We start from the raw sequence: 16755 nt of genomic DNA on the forward strand, positions 1-16755 counted from the left end.
TCTTAGTATCTCAGCATCTTAGAAACTTAAAAAACCTTTCTTATTCTAGATTAAGTTGAAGAAAAAACAAAACAAATAAATTTGCATAGTAGATTACAAGTTCTGTCAAAAACTGAAACCAAATAGAAAAAGAAAAAACTTAGAATCTAAGCATCTTAGAACCTTAGTAACTTCTTATCTTAGATTAAGTTGAAGAAAAAACAAAACAAATAAATTTGCATAGTAGATTACATGTTCTGTCAAAAACTGAAACCAAATAGAAAAAGAAAAAACTTAGAATCTAAGCATCTTAGAACCTTAGTAACTTCTTATCCTAGATTAAGTTGAAGCCATGATAAAACAAATAAATTTGTAAAGTAAATTAGAAGTTCTGCCAAAACTAAATTCAAAGTAAAAAACTTAGAATCTTAGCATCTCAGAACCTCAGAAACTTAAAAAAAATGAAAACACTTGAATTCTTATTACTGGGAAAAAACGAAGACATACTGGCCATTTTACTTCGCCTTGTAAACGCATATGAAGATTGGAACGCAGTTTCTTTCAACAATGAAAAAGAAGCTCAGGAATATTTTCAAAATCACAAAATCGATGTTGTTCTTTTGAGTTCCGGAATCGAAGATCATGTCGAAAAAGAGTTTACTTCATTTTGCTTAAAACAGCAGCCGGAAGTTGAAGTAATTGAACATTTTGGCGGAGGAAGCGGTTTATTAAAATCAGAAATTCTCTACCGATTACATCTAAAAGGAAAAATTTAGGTACCAGTATTTTTCTCTTTTAAAATTCATTAAAAGCTTTACGAGAATACATTAACGAATATCCAATTTTTATTGACGATATATCGCTAGGATCACTATTGCCTTTTCTGAAAATCCTTTTAAAATCAACACATTACAAACAAGGCATTTAATTTGAATGCTAAAAACTGAAAATCAAATACAAAATATTTTTTAAACCTTTTAATTAACAACAAAATCACATTATCATGAAAAAATTAATCCTTACCGCAGCTTTATTATTTGTAACATTTATTGGATTTGCTCAAAAACCAAGTCCTGCATTGTTAGATCCAACAAATCATGCATTAGTACTAATTGATTACGAAAGCCAAATGGCATTTGCAGTAAGCAATATTCCAATCGATCAGCTTAGAAACAACACTGCTCTTGTAGCCGGAGCTTCAAAAATATTCAAAGTTCCAACTGTTGTAACAACTGTTGCAGAGAAATCATTCAGCGGACCTGTTTTTAGAGAAATTGAAGAATTCTATCCTCAAAAAACTTCAAACTATATCGATCGTACCACAATGAACACTTGGGAAGACGCTCCGGCACGCAAAGCGATTATTGCAACAGGTAAAAAGAAAATCGTTTTTGGCGGTTTATGGACAAGCGTTTGTATTGTTGGGCCAGTTTTATCAGCAATCAACGAAGGTTATGATGTTTATGTAATTACAGATGCAAGCGGGGACGTTTCTAAAGAAGCACACGAAATGGCTGTAACTCGTATGGTACAAGCGGGTGCACATCCTGTAACTTCATTACAATATTTATTAGAATTACAACGCGACTGGGCTCGTCAGGAAACTTATGTACCTGTAACAGATTTAGTTAAAAAATACGGTGGTGCTTATGGTGTAGGTGTTCAATATGCACACGAAATGTTGAAACACTAAATGTTTAATGGCACACGGATGAAACGGATTCGCTATCGCGAAGGCGCGGATAAAACGGATTTTTAAATCATTAATTATAAAATAAAATCTGTGTAAATCCGCGTCTTTGCAAAGCAAATCAGTAAAATCTGCGTCTAATATTTAATCCATCAAAAAAGACTGTATAAAACGTACAGTCTTTTTTTCTCCCAAAACCAACTAAATACCACTATTATGAAACTCTCTTTCAAAATATTAGCTTTTCTTTTATTGCTTTCTGTTTCAATTTTCGCTCAAGGCAAAAAAGCTACACTTATCGTTCATCATGCTGTAATTCATACTTTAGACGATAAAAATACAATTGCCGAAGCTATGGCTGTCGCCGATGGGAAAATCCTGAAAACAGGAAAAAACAGCGAAATCTTAAAATTAAAAGACAAAAAAACAACGGTAATCGATGCCAAAGGAAAAGTAATTATTCCCGGAATATTCGATTCTCACATGCACATTATTCGCGGCGGAAGGTTCTTTAATACCGAATTACGATGGGATGGTGTTCGTTCTCTCAAAAAAGCTTTGGCAATGCTGAAAGAACAAGCCCAAAGAACTCCAAAAGGACAATGGGTTCGCGTTGTAGGCGGCTGGAATGCCTATCAGTTTGAAGAAAAAAGGCTCCCAACTTTAGCAGAAATCAACGAAGCAATAGGCGAGATTCCAACATTTATTCTTCACTTATATGGACATGCTTATTTAAACAAAGCAGGGTTACAAGCTTTAAAAATTGATGCCAATACGCCAAACCCAAATGCAGGATTAATTGAAAAAGATCCAGAAGGAAACCCAACCGGATTATTAGTTGCTGAGCCAAATGCATTTATTTTATACTCAACACTTTCTAAGCTTCCGGAATTATCTCCAGAAGAAAAAATAAACTCCACAAAACAATTTATGACCGAAATGAACCGTCTTGGCGTAACCGCTATTATGGATGCAGGAGGCGGATTTCAAAACTTTCCGGACGATTATGGTGTAACAAACGGTTTGTGCAAAGACAGCGACTTAACGATTAGAATGCCGTATTATTTGTTTGCTCAAAAAGCAGGAAGCGAACTAAACGATTACACCAAATGGATTAATACCGTTGAAATTGGCGAAGGCTGTGACGACGATCATCATTCTGATAAAGTAGAATATCATGTTCAGGGCGCAGGAGAAAATTTAGTTATGAGTGCGGGAGATTTTGAAAACTTTGATAAACCAAGACCAGAATTAAGTCCGGCGATGGAAGGACAATTAAAAGAAGTTCTATCATTATTAATTAAAAACAGATGGCCGTTTAGAATTCACGCGACTTACAATGAAAGCATTACAAGATTTTTAAATGTAATTGAAGATATCAATAAAGAAACACCTTTAAACGGACTTTTATGGTTCTTTGATCACGGAGAAACTGTTTCTGTAGAAAATTTAAAACGAATAAAAGCTTTAAACGGAGGATTAGCGATTCAACATAGAATGGCGTATCAGGGCGAAAGTTTCATTAAAAGATATGGAAAAACGGCGGCTGCAAATACAGTTCCGCTTAAGAAAATATTAGAATTAGGAATTAAAGTAGGAATGGGAACTGACGGAACCCGTGTGGCAAGTTACAATCCGTGGGTTGGTTTGTATTGGTTAACAACCGGAAAAACTTTAGGCGGTTTAAAATATATGAATGATGAAAATATTCTGGACAGAACTACTGCTTTAAAATTATTCACTTACGGAAGCGCACAATTAATCAATATTGAAAAAGACCGTGGAATGCTGACTGCAGATAAACTAGCCGATTTTTCTATTCTTTCTGATGATTATTTCGCAACTCCTGAAGAAAAAATCTTAAATATAGAATCAAAATTGACAGTCGTAAACGGAAAAGTAGTTTATGCCGATAATGAATTTAGAACCTTTGCCAAAGAAACACCAAAAGCGATTCCGGACTGGAGTCCTGTAAATTACTTTGGAGGTTACCAAAAAAACTAATATGAAAAATACATTCCGATTATTGTTGCTTTTGGGAATCATTTTTTCTGCAAATGCACAACAAAAACCAGTTTTCCAAAAGCTGCGATATGACGATGATTTCCAATATCTTAAAGCCGATTCGACGAAAACCTGGTACGAGAAAATCAAATATATTCCGTTATCTAAAAACGATAAATATTACGCCTCAATTGGCGGCGAAATAAGAGAACAATATTTTTATACCGTAAATGACAAATGGGGCGATGAAACCACTGGAGGTGATGGTTATTTATTGTCCAGATATTTGCTAAATGCCGATATTCATTTAGGAAGGTTCAGAACTTTTATTGAATTTCAAAGCAGTCTTGCCAACAGTAAAATTGATCCGAGTCCAGTTGATGAAAACGAGCTCGATCTTCATCAGGCTTTTTTAGATGTTGATTTCATTCAAAATAAAAATCAGCAGTTAACTTTTAGAGTTGGAAGACAGGAAATCGCATACGGTTCGCAGCGTTTAGTCAGCGTTCGCGAACGTCCCAACAACCGAATTGCTTTTGACGGAATGAAACTATTCTACAAAAACAATAATTGGCAGACGGATGCTTTTTACTCGCATCCTGTTGCCAATAAACCCGGAGTTTTTAATGATGATTTTAATGATAACGCTAAACTTTGGGGAAATTATACGGTATTTCACAAAGTGCCATTTATTCAAAATATCGATTTGTATTATTTAGGTTTATGGAAAAACCACGCTGTTTTTGATAATGCTGTTGGCGAAGAAACCAGACATTCCATAGGAACAAGAATTTGGAAAACAAAAGGAAACTGGAAATATGATTTTGAAGGTTTGTATCAATTCGGCAAAATCGAATCGCAAAATATTTCCGCTTGGACACTTTCATCTAACACATCATATACTTTTGAAAACGTCAAATTCAATCCTGAAATTGGTTTAAAAACAGAGTTTATTTCCGGAGATAAAAACAGCAATGACAATCAATTGCAGACATTTAATCCTTTGTATCCAAAAGGAGCTTATTTCGGTTTAGTCGGTTTAATTGGCCCATCAAACTTAATTGACATTCATCCGTCAATTGCGTTAGATTTAACCGAAAAATTAGGCTTCGGAATCGATTATGATATTTTCTGGAGAAGTTCCATTCACGACGGATTATATGCCCCAAATATGCAACTTTTGTATTCTGGAGACAACACAACCAAACGTTTTATAGGAACACAATTGATCACAAATTTTGATTATAATGTAAATCCTTTTTTAACTGTTTCTGTAGAAGGTGCATGGTTTGATGCGGGTGCATTTTTAAAAGAAGCCGGTTCTGGAAAAGATTATTTTTATACCGCTTTGACAGCACAATTTAAATTCTAAATTTGTGTAACACAAAGTTCTAAAAATGGAGAAAAAGTATTCGGTTGCCATTTATCCTTCACAAGATGTTATTGATTCTGTCAAAACAATGAAGGATTATTTAAAAAGCAAAATTGATTGGTACAACAGCTGTAATTCTGTTGGACATATTACGATTTGTGAATTCACAATTACCGAATCCGAAATTGATAAATACAAACAAAAGCTTTTTAAAGTTTGTGATACTTTTACTCCTTTTCAAGTTGATTTAGATCATTTTGGTTCTTATGACAATGCCGGAGCATTTTTTATAGCTCCAAATGAAGAATCAAAAATAGTCTTGAAACCTATTATGAAAAAGGTTCAGGAATCTTTAAAACCTTTAAAACTCAAAAAAAGTGACGATCCACATATGTCAATTGGAAGGAAATTAACACCGGAAAATCTTAAAATTGCATCGCAGCTTTTTACTACAATCGATATTGATTTTTCATGCAAGGAAATTGTTTTAAGAGAATTAGATCCTGTTAAAAAACAGTTTTTTGTAATAGATACTTTTTCTTTTAATGGAAATGCACAAGCTGAGTTTGTTCAGGGCAGTTTGTTTTGAGGTTTTGCCACGAAGGCACTAAGACACAAAGTTTTTTTACAAAGTATTGTCATTGCGAGGAACGAAGCAACCACACTATAACTTGATTCAGCAAATGAGATTGTTTCGTTCCTCGCAATGACTGTGCAAATCTGTTCTATCCGTAAAATCTGCGGGCCAAAAAAATTTCGTATATTTGAATTTTACAATTCACGCATATGAAATCCCTAGATTCATTTTACAAAGATATTAGCGAAGATACAACCGCTGAATCCAATTCATTACTGCCAAATGACATTCAAAAAGAAATTGGTCATTTTAATGTTTTTGACATTAAAGAGCTTTTAGAACGTCTTCAGGGAAAACCGACAATGCCTTATGACAGAAGAGCTTATTATAAAATAAGTTTGATTCGAGGTCATAATAAAGCAGAGTACGCCGACAAAGTAATTGAAATAGAAAAACAAGGATTGTTATTTGCAACACCAAAAATTCCGTATAATTATGTTCCGCAAGACACAAATCAATCAGGACAGTTTTGCGTTTTTACAAGCGAGTTTTTATCTAAAAACAAAAGCGGAATTGACTTAGACGAACTTCCTATTTTTGCTTCAGACGGTTATCCTATTTTTCAATTATCAGATGAAGAAGTAGAAGAAGTAGCCCTGATATTCAATAAAATACAAAAAGAAATTAATTCTGATTATATCTATAAATATGATTTAATTAGAAATTATGTCGCTGAATTAATTCACTTTGGGCAAAAATTACAGCCCATAACTGCTCTTTATTCTAAACACAATTCTGCAGCGAGGGTTTCGTCTTTATTTGCCGAATTATTAGAAAGACAATTTCCAATAGAATCTCCGCATCAGCGATTAGAATTAAGAACCGCAAAGGATTTTGCAGCGAGATTATCTGTTCACGTTAATCATTTAAATAAGGTTTTAAAAGAAAATACCGGAAAAACCACAACTGAATTAATCAGTTCAAGATTGACAAACGAAGCGAAAATCCTTTTAAAACAAACGGATTGGAATATTTCTGAAATCGCTTATTCTCTTGGTTTTGAAGAATTAGCGCATTTTTCTAACTTTTTTAAAAAACAAACTACTTTAACGCCGCTGGCTTTTAGGAGCTAAATAATTTTAGATTTTATAATTATTTTAGATTGCAGATTTTAGATTTTAGATTCCCACAAAGCTTGTCCTCCTGAGCGAAGTCGAAGGATCTCAAGCTGAGTTCATACAGTATGTTCTTATAGGGCGTGTCCTTCGACTTCGCTCAGGATGACATAAAATGAGAATTTTTATTTGAGCCAGTAATAATTGGAATTTGGTCCCGAAGCCTCGGGATAAAAAATTGGAATTTCATTACTCCTGATTTGAATTTCGCAAACATCGGTTTGATATTTACAATTCCCCAACACTACTTCACTCCTACCTTTGTCTTATCAATTTAAAAGATCGAAAAGATGAATTTATCAAACAACAAAATTTTAATAACAGGCGGTGCAAGCGGAATTGGACTTGGACTTACTGAACGATTTATTCAGGAAAACAATACCGTAATTATCTGCGGCAGAAGAGAATCTGTTTTAAACGAAGTGAAAGCAAAATTTCCTTCCGTCATCACAAAAGTATGCGACTTATCTTTAGAAGAAGAAAGAATCGCACTTTACAAATGGATTCAAGAAAATCATCCTGACTTAAACGTATTAATCAACAATGCCGGAATTCAAAAATGGGTTTCTGTTACAGATGCTGATTTCTACGAAAGCATGAAAGCAGAAATCAGTACAAATATTGAAGCACCGCTGCATTTAACTTCCTTATTTATTGAGTTGAAATCTTTAACAACGGTAATGAATGTAACATCTGGATTGGCATTTTCGCCATTTGCAAAAGTTCCGGTTTATTCGGCTACAAAAGCATTTTTCCGTTCGTTTACAATTTCACTTCGTCATTTATTAAAAGAAAAAAATATCGAAGTAATCGAAATTATTCCGCCTGCATTGAACACAGATCTTGGCGGAGTTGGTTTACACGACGCACATCCGAGTGTGAGTGATTTTATTCTATCCATTTTTGAACAAATAAAACAAGGAAAAGAAGAACTTACTTTTGGAACCAGCGAAACAAGATTAAACGCAAGCGTTCCGGAATTAAAAGCGTCATTTAACGCATTACACGGTAACTGAAATTAATTTTTAAACACATAGAAACATAGTTTTTGCAAACACATAAAAGGCATTTCATTTTATCTAAACAAACATAGAAATGCAGCTAAAATCCACATCGCTATGTGTTAGAAACTAGTTTCTTTTTACAATCTTTTTAGATCAAAATAAAACCTATGTTTCTATGTGTTTAAAAAAATCACACTGTGCGGGGTCTTCGACTTCGCTCAGACTGACAGAACAACAAACAAAATATCAACAATTCATAATTAATAATCAACAATTATAAAAAATGGCAGTAAATACAAAAATAGCTCTGGTTACAGGAGGAAGCAGAGGTTTAGGAAAAAATATGGCAATTGCAATTGCTAAAAAAGGACTTGACGTTATCATTACTTACAACAGTAAAAAAGACGAAGCAGACGCTGTTGTAAAAGAAATCGAAAGTTTAGGTCAAAAAGCGGCTTCTCTTCAATTAAACGTTGGAGATTCACAAACTTTTGATGGCTTTTTTGAAGGAGTTTCTTCCACTTTAAAAAGTACTTTCAATACGGATAAATTTGATTTTTTAGTAAACAATGCCGGAATCGGAATTCATAATTCATTTGTTGGAACTACTGAAGCAGAGTTTGACCAATTGACTAATATTCAGTTTAAAGGTCCGTTTTTCTTGACTCAAAAAGCTTTGAACGTAATGAACGACGGCGGCGGAATTGTAAATATTTCAACTGGTTTGGCTAGATTTTCATTTCCAGGTTATTCGGCATATGCTTCTATGAAAGGCGCAATCGAGACGTTAACAAAATATCAGGCAAAAGAATTAGGTGAAAGAAAAATCAGAGCCAATGTTGTCGCTCCGGGTGCCATCGAAACTGATTTTGGCGGCGGTGTTGTTCGTGATAACGAACAATTAAACAAAAACTTAGCCTCAATTACAGCTTTAGGAAGAGTTGGTTTGCCAGACGATATTGGCGGTGTTGTTGCTTTTTTATGTACCGAAGATGCGCGCTGGGTAAATGCACAACGTATTGAAGCTTCTGGCGGAATGAATTTGTAATTCTTATTTACGTTAAATATTAAACCCGACAGGTTTTTGAAACCTGTCGGGTTTGCTGTTTTAAATATGTTTGAGTAAGTATTTTTTTTACCCTATTTGAATTGTTTTAATTAAGTTTCCTTCTTCATCAAAAATCAGATTATAATTTTTTCCGTCTTTTGCGGCTTTCACTTCATAAGTTGTTTTGTTTTTAGCATCCAACGCAGAGTAAGCTTCTCTTGGCGGCACTACGGCTTTAGCTTTTGTTTTTGACTTACTTTTTGATTTCAAATTTGATTTAATCGGATAATTGGCATCAAGATAATCCTGTGCATTTTTTGGAAGTTTAGCGCTTGAGATTTGCTCTTTATACTTTTTAAAATTTCCATCACTGTCATAAACTGCATAAGCCTGAGTTTTGGCTGCCACAGTAAATTTTGCGGCAAAATAAATGTCATTCTCAGTCTTTCCATATTCCATCGACCAAATTGGCTTTTTTTGTGGATATTGCTTTTCAAATGCCTTTACTGTCTTTTCTGACGGAAGCAAAATGCTCTGCTGTCCTATTAAAAAATTGAAACATAAAAAGGCGGTAAATAAATAAAAATTCTTCATAATAATACTTTAATAAAATTAAACAATCTGCATATAAAGTAATAAAATTACTACATTTTAACCATATTAAAAAGTTAAAATTTAGAATATCTTCTAACAACAAAAACAAAACCCGACAAGTAAAAAACTTGTCGGTTTTGCCGTTTTAAATATAATTGAATTAGTAAGTGTTCTTTTTAATTTTTTTCGATGATTACGTCAAAACCTCCATTTTGATCAAAAACAACATCATAAAATCTGGAATCTTTTTCTATACCTACTTCATAAGTAGTTTTGTTTTTATCATTTACTATCACAGCGATTTCTCTGATTGCTTTTGGTGAATAGTTTTTCTTTAAATAAGTCTGCGCTTTTTGAGGTAATTGACTTAACGGAATTTGTAATTCATACGCTTTCAAAATTCCCAAATTATCATAAACTGCGAGCGCTTTGGTATTCTTATCGGTATTAAATTTTGCCTGGTACCTAATTTCATCATTATCATCGCCAACATAATCTATAGACCAGACCGCAACTTTGTTTGGATACTCTTTTTCAAAAGTAAACCGAACTTTTTCGGGTGGCGTTACTACTTCATTTTGAGCGCTTAAAAAACCACCGTAAAGTAAAATCAGCAGTAAGAATACTTTTTTCATGATCCTGACTATTAAAATTAAAAACTCAAATAAGTACTAAAATTATTACTTTTAAAATGAAATCCAAATATTTTTTAATAAAAAAAATGTTACTTTTTTAATCTGTCCGTCAATTCCCTTTTGTAGGTTATTCCAACGGGTAATTTTTCATTTTTAATTACTACAAAATCTTTTTCAGTTGTATCAATTTTGTCTAATGCAACAATATAAGATTTATGGATTCGGATAAAATTTTTCTCCGGAAGGCATTTTTCAAGCTCCGTTGTGGTTATTGAGGCGAGATACGTTCGCTTTGTCGTGTGCAGTTTTACGTAATTTCCAAAACTTTGTGCATACAAAAGCTGGTCTAATTCAATATCAATAAAATAACCATCGACTTTTACGCTCACTTTATTTACAACTACTTCTTCTTCTTTTGTTTTTACATTTTCTGTAGAGAAAAAACGATCTACAGCTTTTAAAAATCTTGGAAAATAAATGGGTTTCAGTAAATAATCAATTACACCGTAATCGTAACTTTCGAGTGCAAATTCAGAATAAGCTGTCGTTAAAATGGTTTTAGGATGATTGGGAATAATCTTCAATAATTCCATTCCTGAAATCTCAGGCATATTGATATCCAAAAACATCAAATCGACTTTGTTTTCCCTAAGATAATCCATTGCTTCAATGCCATTATATCCCTGAAAAACCAATTCTAACTGCGGATTCTGTTTTATATAATTAGCTAAAACATAATGCGCTGCCGGCTCATCATCAACAATAATACATTTTTTTGGATCTCTCATTATGCAAATCTTTTCAATTGCAGTTTTAAATCAACAATGTAAGTTTTTTTATTCTCCTGAATATCGAGTGTATAGTTTTTTCCGAAAATCAAATTCAGTCTTTCAATGGTATTTTTTAAACCAATTTTAGTCGAAACAACATCGGTTTGTTTCGTTGGAATTGAATTTACCACATGAAGATGCAACTGTCCGTCTTCCACAGTAATAAAAATTTGGACGAAACATTTTTCAATCGCGCAGGTTCCGTGTTTAAAAGCATTTTCAATAAAAGCAATTAAAAGCATCGGCGAAATTTTATACGCATTTTCATTATCAACTTTAGAATCAAAAGTAATATCACAGCGATATCCTACACGTTCTTTTTCAAGCTGTACATAACTGTTTATAAACTCTAATTCGTCTTCTAAAGATACGCATTGTTTGCTGTTACTTTCTAATTGGTAACGCATTAACTGTGAAACTTTCATGATCAAATCCGGCGTTCTGTCTGGAAATTCAAGGCTGATTCCGTAAAGCGTATTAAAAGTATTGAATAAAAAGTGCGGGTTCAATTGTCCTTTTAACGAATTCAACTGCATTTGGTTGAATAACAAGGCTTCTTCTGTACGTTTTCTGTGGATTCTGTAGAATTTAAAAACAATAATCGGGCTTAAAATACAAACCAAAGTCCCTAAAACGCTGGCCAATTGGTACAAATAACTTCTTTGATGGGAGTTTTGATAAAAATAAAGATTTCTAAACATGTCCAGCATCGTAAGCTCATACAACACAATCGAAAAAACAAGAACTCCGAAAAGCGTTAATACCAAATAAGTAAAAGGACGACGGGTTTTAAATAATATGGGAAAAAGGAAGAAACGATTGAACTGTGCGTGCATATACAGAATGCAGTAGAAAAAAACGCCCATTAAAACAGATGTTATGGAACTAAATAACATCCAGTCATTTTTTAAAGTATATATGGTAAAGGAAAACGCGACGACGGCAATTTCCTGCCACCATTTGTTATCCAGAATATTATCAAATTTTATGCTCATTTTTTAAACTTAAATAGTTCACAAAGTACGGACAAATATTTAATTATCATTTCTAAAAAATGACCAATTGAATTGGTCATTTACTATTGCAGTACATCACTTAACATGACTTTTATCAGTGTAAGAGAAATAAATTTGTGCTATAATTTCACACTTGAGTTTATGTATTTCAAAAAAATTACCTTATTATTTTTCTTGATTTTTGCATCAATCGGTTACTCTCAAACCCTTTCTTTAAAAGAAGCAGTAAAAACTGGGCTTGAAAATTACGGTTCGATCAGGGCAAAAAACAATTACACCAATGCATCAAAAGAGACTCTAAAACAATCTCGACGTGATTACCTGCCTAACCTAAATTTATCGGCACAGCAGGATTACGGAACTGTAAATGGTCAAAACGGACCGCTTTATGGATTTGGAGGTCTTGGAGTTGCTTCATCAGGATTACCGCTGCCGGAACAAAACTGGAATTCGGCTTTTGGCGCACTTTATCTGGTCAACATGAACTGGGATTTTTTCACTTTTGGAAAAACGCAGGAAAAAATCAATTTGTCGAAAATTGATGTTCAGGCCAAAGAAAAAGATTTACAGCAGGAAAAATTCCAGCAGGAAATCAAAATTTCTGCTGCTTATTTAAATTTACTGGCAAGCCAGAGATTGTTGATTTCTCAGCAAAAAAATCTGGATCGTGCAGAGGTTTTCAAAAAGACAGCTGTTGCGAGAGTTAAAAACGGATTATTGGCGGGCGTAGATTCTACATTGGCTACAGCCGAAGTTTCTAAAGCTAAAATTGCTTTGAACTTGGCGAAGAATTTCGTTAAAGAACAAAACAATAAACTGGTCGATTTAATGGGCGTTGCGCCTCAGGATTTTGTTACGGATACTCTTTTTGTAACGCAGATTCCGAAAGAATTAATTAAAACAAATGCGGCTACAGACAGTCTGCATCCTTTATTACAATTCTATAAAACGAAAATCGATTACAGCAATCAGCAGGTTAAATTATACAAACGTTTTTATTACCCAACCATGAGTGCTTTTGGTGTTTTACAAACCAGGGCTTCGGGATTTGAAAATAGTTATGCTACAGACCAGCATGCTTTTAGCAGAAATTACTGGGATGGCGTAAATCCGGATCGTACCAATTATTTGGTTGGAGTTGGAATCACTTGGAATTTAACCACACCTTTTAGATCAAGCAAACAAGTAAGCGCTCAGAAATTTGTTTCTCAGGCTTTACAGGAAGAATATAATCAGGCAGACAGAGAATTAAAATCACAGCTGACTTTTGCCGAAGATAAGATCAAAATTACACTTGATAATTATGCCGAAGCTCCTATTCAGGTTGATGCGGCAAAAAGAGCTTACATTCAAAAATCGACTTTATACAAAAATGGTTTAACGGATCTAACCGATTTGACCCAAACGATTTACACTTTAAACCGTGCCGAAATCGATCGTGATATTGTGAACAATAATGTATGGCAGTCGTTTTTACTGAAAGTTGCTGCAACGGGCAATTTTGACTTATTTATAAATGAATTTTAATTATAACGTCTAATGAATTTAATACGTTTTGCACTCCGCAAACCCATTTCCATATTAGTATTGGTTGCGGGTCTATTTTTCTTCGGAATTGGTGCCATCAAGGACATTAAGGTAGATATTTTACCAAAAATGAATTTGCCGGTTATTTATATTGCGCATCCGTTTGGAGGTTATACGCCAGACCAGATGGAAGCTTATTTTGCTAAAAACTACGTGAATGTTTTGCCTTTTTCGAATGGTATCAAATCGGTAGAAACCAAAAATATTCAGGGGTTAATGATCATGAAATTAACCTATTATGAAGGTACAAACATGGCTCAGGCGGCTGCCGAGTTAAGTGCACTTTCAAACAGGATTCAGGCGGCTTTTCCTCCGGGAACTCAGCCTCCGTTTATCATTCGTTTTGATGCTTCTTCTCTGCCAATTGGTCAATTGGTTTTGAGCAGTAAAATTAGATCAAACAACGAATTACAGGATTTAGCTAACGTTTATGTGCGTGCTTCATTTACGGCAATTCCAGGTTTATTATCTCCGGCTCCCTTTGGCGGAAGCCCAAGAACAATTGAGGTAAATGTTGATCCGGATTTATTGCGTTCGCATAATATGACGCCGGATCAAATTGTGGAAGCGATTCGTTTAAACAATCAAACAGCTCCATCCGGAAACGTTCGTATGGGCGATAAAAATTATATTACGCCAACTAATAATACGATTAAAGAAGTTAAAGATTTTGAGCAGATTCCGTTGTTTAAAGGCGGCGTTCAAAATCTAAAATTAGGCGATGTTGCTTCTGTAAAAGACGGTGCCGATATTACGGCAGGTTATGCTTTGGTAAACGGAAAGCGTTCGGTTTATATTAGTATTGCAAAAGCGGGAGATGCTTCGACTTGGGATGTGGTTCAGAAATTAAAAGCCGAACTTCCTAAAATTCAAAGTACACTTCCTGAAGATGTAAAATTATCTTATGAGTTTGACCAGTCGGTTTATGTAATCAACTCGGTTAAAAGTTTAATTACTGAAGGAATTATTGGTGCGGTTTTGACCGGATTAATGGTATTGCTTTTCCTTGGCGACCGTCGTGCGGCTTTGATTGTAATTATGACGATTCCAATTTCGGTTATTTCTGGAGTTTTATTCTTGAAATTATTCGGGCAAACGATCAACTTAATGTCTTTATCAGGATTGGCTTTGGCAATTGGTATTTTGGTGGATGAAAGTACGGTAACCATCGAAAATATTCACCAGCATCTTGATATGGGTAAACCCAAGGCACTCGCGATTTGGGATGCGTGTCAGGAAATTGCATTGCCTAAATTATTGATCTTACTTTGTATTCTTGCCGTGTTTGCGCCAGCATTTACAATGGTTGGCATTCCGGGAGCGTTGTTCCTGCCTTTGGCTTTAGCGATTGGATTTTCGATGGTTATTTCATTTTTATTATCTCAGACTTTTGTTCCTGTAATGGCAAACTGGTTAATGAAAGGTCATGAAAAACATGCACATGGCCCGGAAATTACAGATGATGAAGCTGAATTTAGAGACTGCGGTTTAACTCCGGAATCTGAAAAAGATTTGATAACACAGAAAAAAGGCTACGTTGAAAAAATCGATACGGATAATAACGGAAAAATAAGCCTTTTTGAAAGATTCAGAGTTCGTTTTATGAGAACTTTAGATCGATTATTTCCATACAAAAAAGCGACAAGTATTATATATCTGGTTTCTGCTACCGCTTTAGCAATTGTATTTATTGGGTTTATTGGAAAAGATGTATTCCCAAAAACAAATTCAAGTCAGTTTCAATTGAGAATGCGCGCTGTTGACGGAACTCGTTTAGAAAGAACAGAAGAGCAAGCCAGAATTGTTTTAAAAGAATTGGAGAAAATGGTTGGAAAAGAGCATATCGGAATCACTTCTGTTTATGTCGGTCAGCACCCTTCTCTATTCTCCATTAACCCTATTTATTTATTCATGGCGGGTTCTCATGAAGCGGTTTTCCAAGTGAGTTTAAAAGAGTATCATGTTGATATGGATGAGTTTAAAGATGACTTTAGAGCAAGACTTAAAAAAGTACTGCCAAATACTAAAGTTTCTTTTGAACCAATCGAATTGACTGATAAAGTTTTAAGCCAGGGTTCTCCTACTCCAATCGAAATTCGTATTGCAGGAAAAGACAAAAAACGAAATGAATTATACGCCAATCAAATTGTTGATAAACTAAAAGCGATTTCGTATTTCAGAGATGTGCAAATTGGTCAGCCAATTCACTATCCGGCAATGAATATTGATATTGACAGAACCCGTGCTGCAGAATTAGGCGTTGATATGAATGATATTTCTCGTTCGCTTGTAGCTTCGACTTCATCATCAAGATATACCGAAAAAAATACATGGGTTGACGAAAGAGCGGGATTATCATACAACGTTCAGGTTCAGGTTCCTTTAAATAAAATGAAAAGTAGAACTGATATTGGAGAAATTCCGGTATTAAGAAACTCGATTCGTCCGGTTTTAAGTGACGTTGCTAAAATTACACCAACTTATGTAAGTGGAGAAAATGACAATTTAGGGGCTATGCCATACATTACCGTTACGGCAAACATCAACCAAACCGATTTAGGTACGGCTGCAAAAGATGTGGGCAAAACAATTAGTTCTTTAGGCGAATTACCTCGTGGTTTGTTTATTTCGCCAATTGGGTTAAGTACTGTATTGAGCGAAACATTAAGTAGTTTACAAACAGGATTATTGGTTGCCGTTTTTGTAATCTTCTTAATGTTAGCCGCTAATTTCCAATCGTTCAAAGTTTCGTTGGTAATTTTAACGACAGTTCCTGCGGTTGTTTTAGGAGCTTTATTAATGCTTACGCTTACAGGATCTACGTTAAATTTACAATCGTATATGGGAATCATTATGTCAGTTGGGGTTTCGATTGCCAATGCCGTTTTACTGGTCACGAATGCCGAACAATTGCGTAAACGAAACGGAAATGCATTAGAGTCTGCACGAGAAGCTGCGGCGTTACGTCTTCGTCCTATTATTATGACTTCGGTTGCGATGATTGCGGGAATGTTACCTATGGCAATTGGACATGGTGAAGGCGGCGATCAGGTTTCTCCATTAGGAAGAGCGGTTATTGGAGGATTATTATTTTCTACTTTTGCCGTATTATTAATTCTTCCTCAGATTTTTGCCTGGGCACAAGAAAAAACATCGACACAATCTGTTTCTTTAGATCCTGAAGACGAAGAAAGCATCCATTATATCTCATCAATAAGTAAGTCGAAAGTTGGAAAGTCATAAA

At 34.5% G+C, this 16755-nt stretch carries 14 protein-coding genes; 10 read left to right on the plus strand and 4 right to left on the minus strand.

The window, feature by feature from the left end:
- Positions 1-440 precede the first annotated feature (440 nt).
- The 8 genes from NLJ00_RS21040 (at position 441) to NLJ00_RS21075 (ending at position 8849) form a co-directional block, all read left to right on the plus strand.
- Complete coding sequence (locus NLJ00_RS21040; protein ID WP_256635298.1) at positions 441-755, plus strand: hypothetical protein; 315 nt, start codon at positions 441-443, stop codon at positions 753-755.
- A 227-nt stretch (positions 756-982) separates the two neighbouring features.
- Complete coding sequence (locus NLJ00_RS21045; protein ID WP_180856727.1) at positions 983-1672, plus strand: hydrolase; 690 nt, start codon at positions 983-985, stop codon at positions 1670-1672.
- Between the two features lie 213 nt (positions 1673-1885).
- Positions 1886-3673 carry an amidohydrolase gene (locus NLJ00_RS21050; RefSeq protein ID WP_256635299.1) on the plus strand — a complete coding sequence of 596 codons (1788 nt, stop codon included), beginning with the start codon at positions 1886-1888 and terminating at the stop codon, positions 3671-3673.
- 1 nt (position 3674) lies between these two features.
- Positions 3675-5045, plus strand: coding sequence for an alginate export family protein (locus tag NLJ00_RS21055; protein ID WP_256635300.1), 1371 nt, complete (start codon positions 3675-3677; stop codon positions 5043-5045).
- Between the two features lie 25 nt (positions 5046-5070).
- The gene (locus NLJ00_RS21060) at positions 5071-5634 is read left to right on the plus strand and encodes a 2'-5' RNA ligase family protein (RefSeq protein WP_256635301.1); all 564 of its coding nucleotides are present in this window, start codon (positions 5071-5073) and stop codon (positions 5632-5634) included.
- A 197-nt stretch (positions 5635-5831) separates the two neighbouring features.
- Positions 5832-6755 (plus strand): helix-turn-helix domain-containing protein, encoded by a 924-nt coding sequence (locus tag NLJ00_RS21065; RefSeq protein WP_256635302.1) that lies wholly within the window; start codon positions 5832-5834, stop codon positions 6753-6755.
- A 332-nt stretch (positions 6756-7087) separates the two neighbouring features.
- Entirely contained in the window at positions 7088-7813 is a 726-nt protein-coding gene (locus tag NLJ00_RS21070) for an SDR family oxidoreductase (RefSeq protein WP_053472013.1), read from the plus strand.
- Between the two features lie 271 nt (positions 7814-8084).
- Positions 8085-8849, plus strand: coding sequence for an SDR family oxidoreductase (locus NLJ00_RS21075; RefSeq protein WP_256635303.1), 765 nt, complete (start codon positions 8085-8087; stop codon positions 8847-8849).
- Between the two features lie 87 nt (positions 8850-8936).
- Here NLJ00_RS21075 and NLJ00_RS21080 read toward each other — a convergent pair whose 3' ends face one another.
- From NLJ00_RS21080 to NLJ00_RS21095, 4 genes are all read right to left on the minus strand, one after another.
- Complete coding sequence (locus NLJ00_RS21080) at positions 8937-9443, minus strand: hypothetical protein (RefSeq protein ID WP_256635304.1); 507 nt, start codon at positions 9441-9443, stop codon at positions 8937-8939.
- Positions 9444-9619: 176 nt separating this feature from the next.
- On the minus strand, positions 9620-10078 hold the full coding sequence (locus tag NLJ00_RS21085) for a PepSY-like domain-containing protein (protein ID WP_256635305.1): 459 nt from the start codon (positions 10076-10078) through the stop codon (positions 9620-9622).
- A gap of 89 nt (positions 10079-10167) precedes the next feature.
- On the minus strand, positions 10168-10866 hold the full coding sequence (locus NLJ00_RS21090; RefSeq protein WP_053472017.1) for a LytR/AlgR family response regulator transcription factor: 699 nt from the start codon (positions 10864-10866) through the stop codon (positions 10168-10170).
- Positions 10866-11903: a sensor histidine kinase gene (locus tag NLJ00_RS21095; RefSeq protein ID WP_053472018.1), complete on the minus strand. Its 1038-nt coding sequence runs from the start codon at positions 11901-11903 to the stop codon at positions 10866-10868. Before NLJ00_RS21095 ends, NLJ00_RS21090 begins: the two co-directional genes overlap by 1 nt.
- A gap of 162 nt (positions 11904-12065) precedes the next feature.
- On the opposite strand from NLJ00_RS21095, the gene NLJ00_RS21100 reads away from it, so the two are divergent.
- Both NLJ00_RS21100 and NLJ00_RS21105 read left to right on the plus strand, forming a co-directional pair.
- Positions 12066-13451, plus strand: a complete 1386-nt coding sequence (locus NLJ00_RS21100) for a TolC family protein (RefSeq protein ID WP_053472019.1) — start codon at positions 12066-12068, stop codon at positions 13449-13451.
- Between the two features lie 12 nt (positions 13452-13463).
- Positions 13464-16754 carry an efflux RND transporter permease subunit gene (locus tag NLJ00_RS21105; protein ID WP_256635306.1) on the plus strand — a complete coding sequence of 1097 codons (3291 nt, stop codon included), beginning with the start codon at positions 13464-13466 and terminating at the stop codon, positions 16752-16754.
- The last annotated feature ends 1 nt before the right edge of the window (position 16755 follow it).

Source organism: Flavobacterium panici (assembly GCF_024499525.1).
GTDB lineage: Bacteria > Bacteroidota > Bacteroidia > Flavobacteriales > Flavobacteriaceae > Flavobacterium > Flavobacterium panici.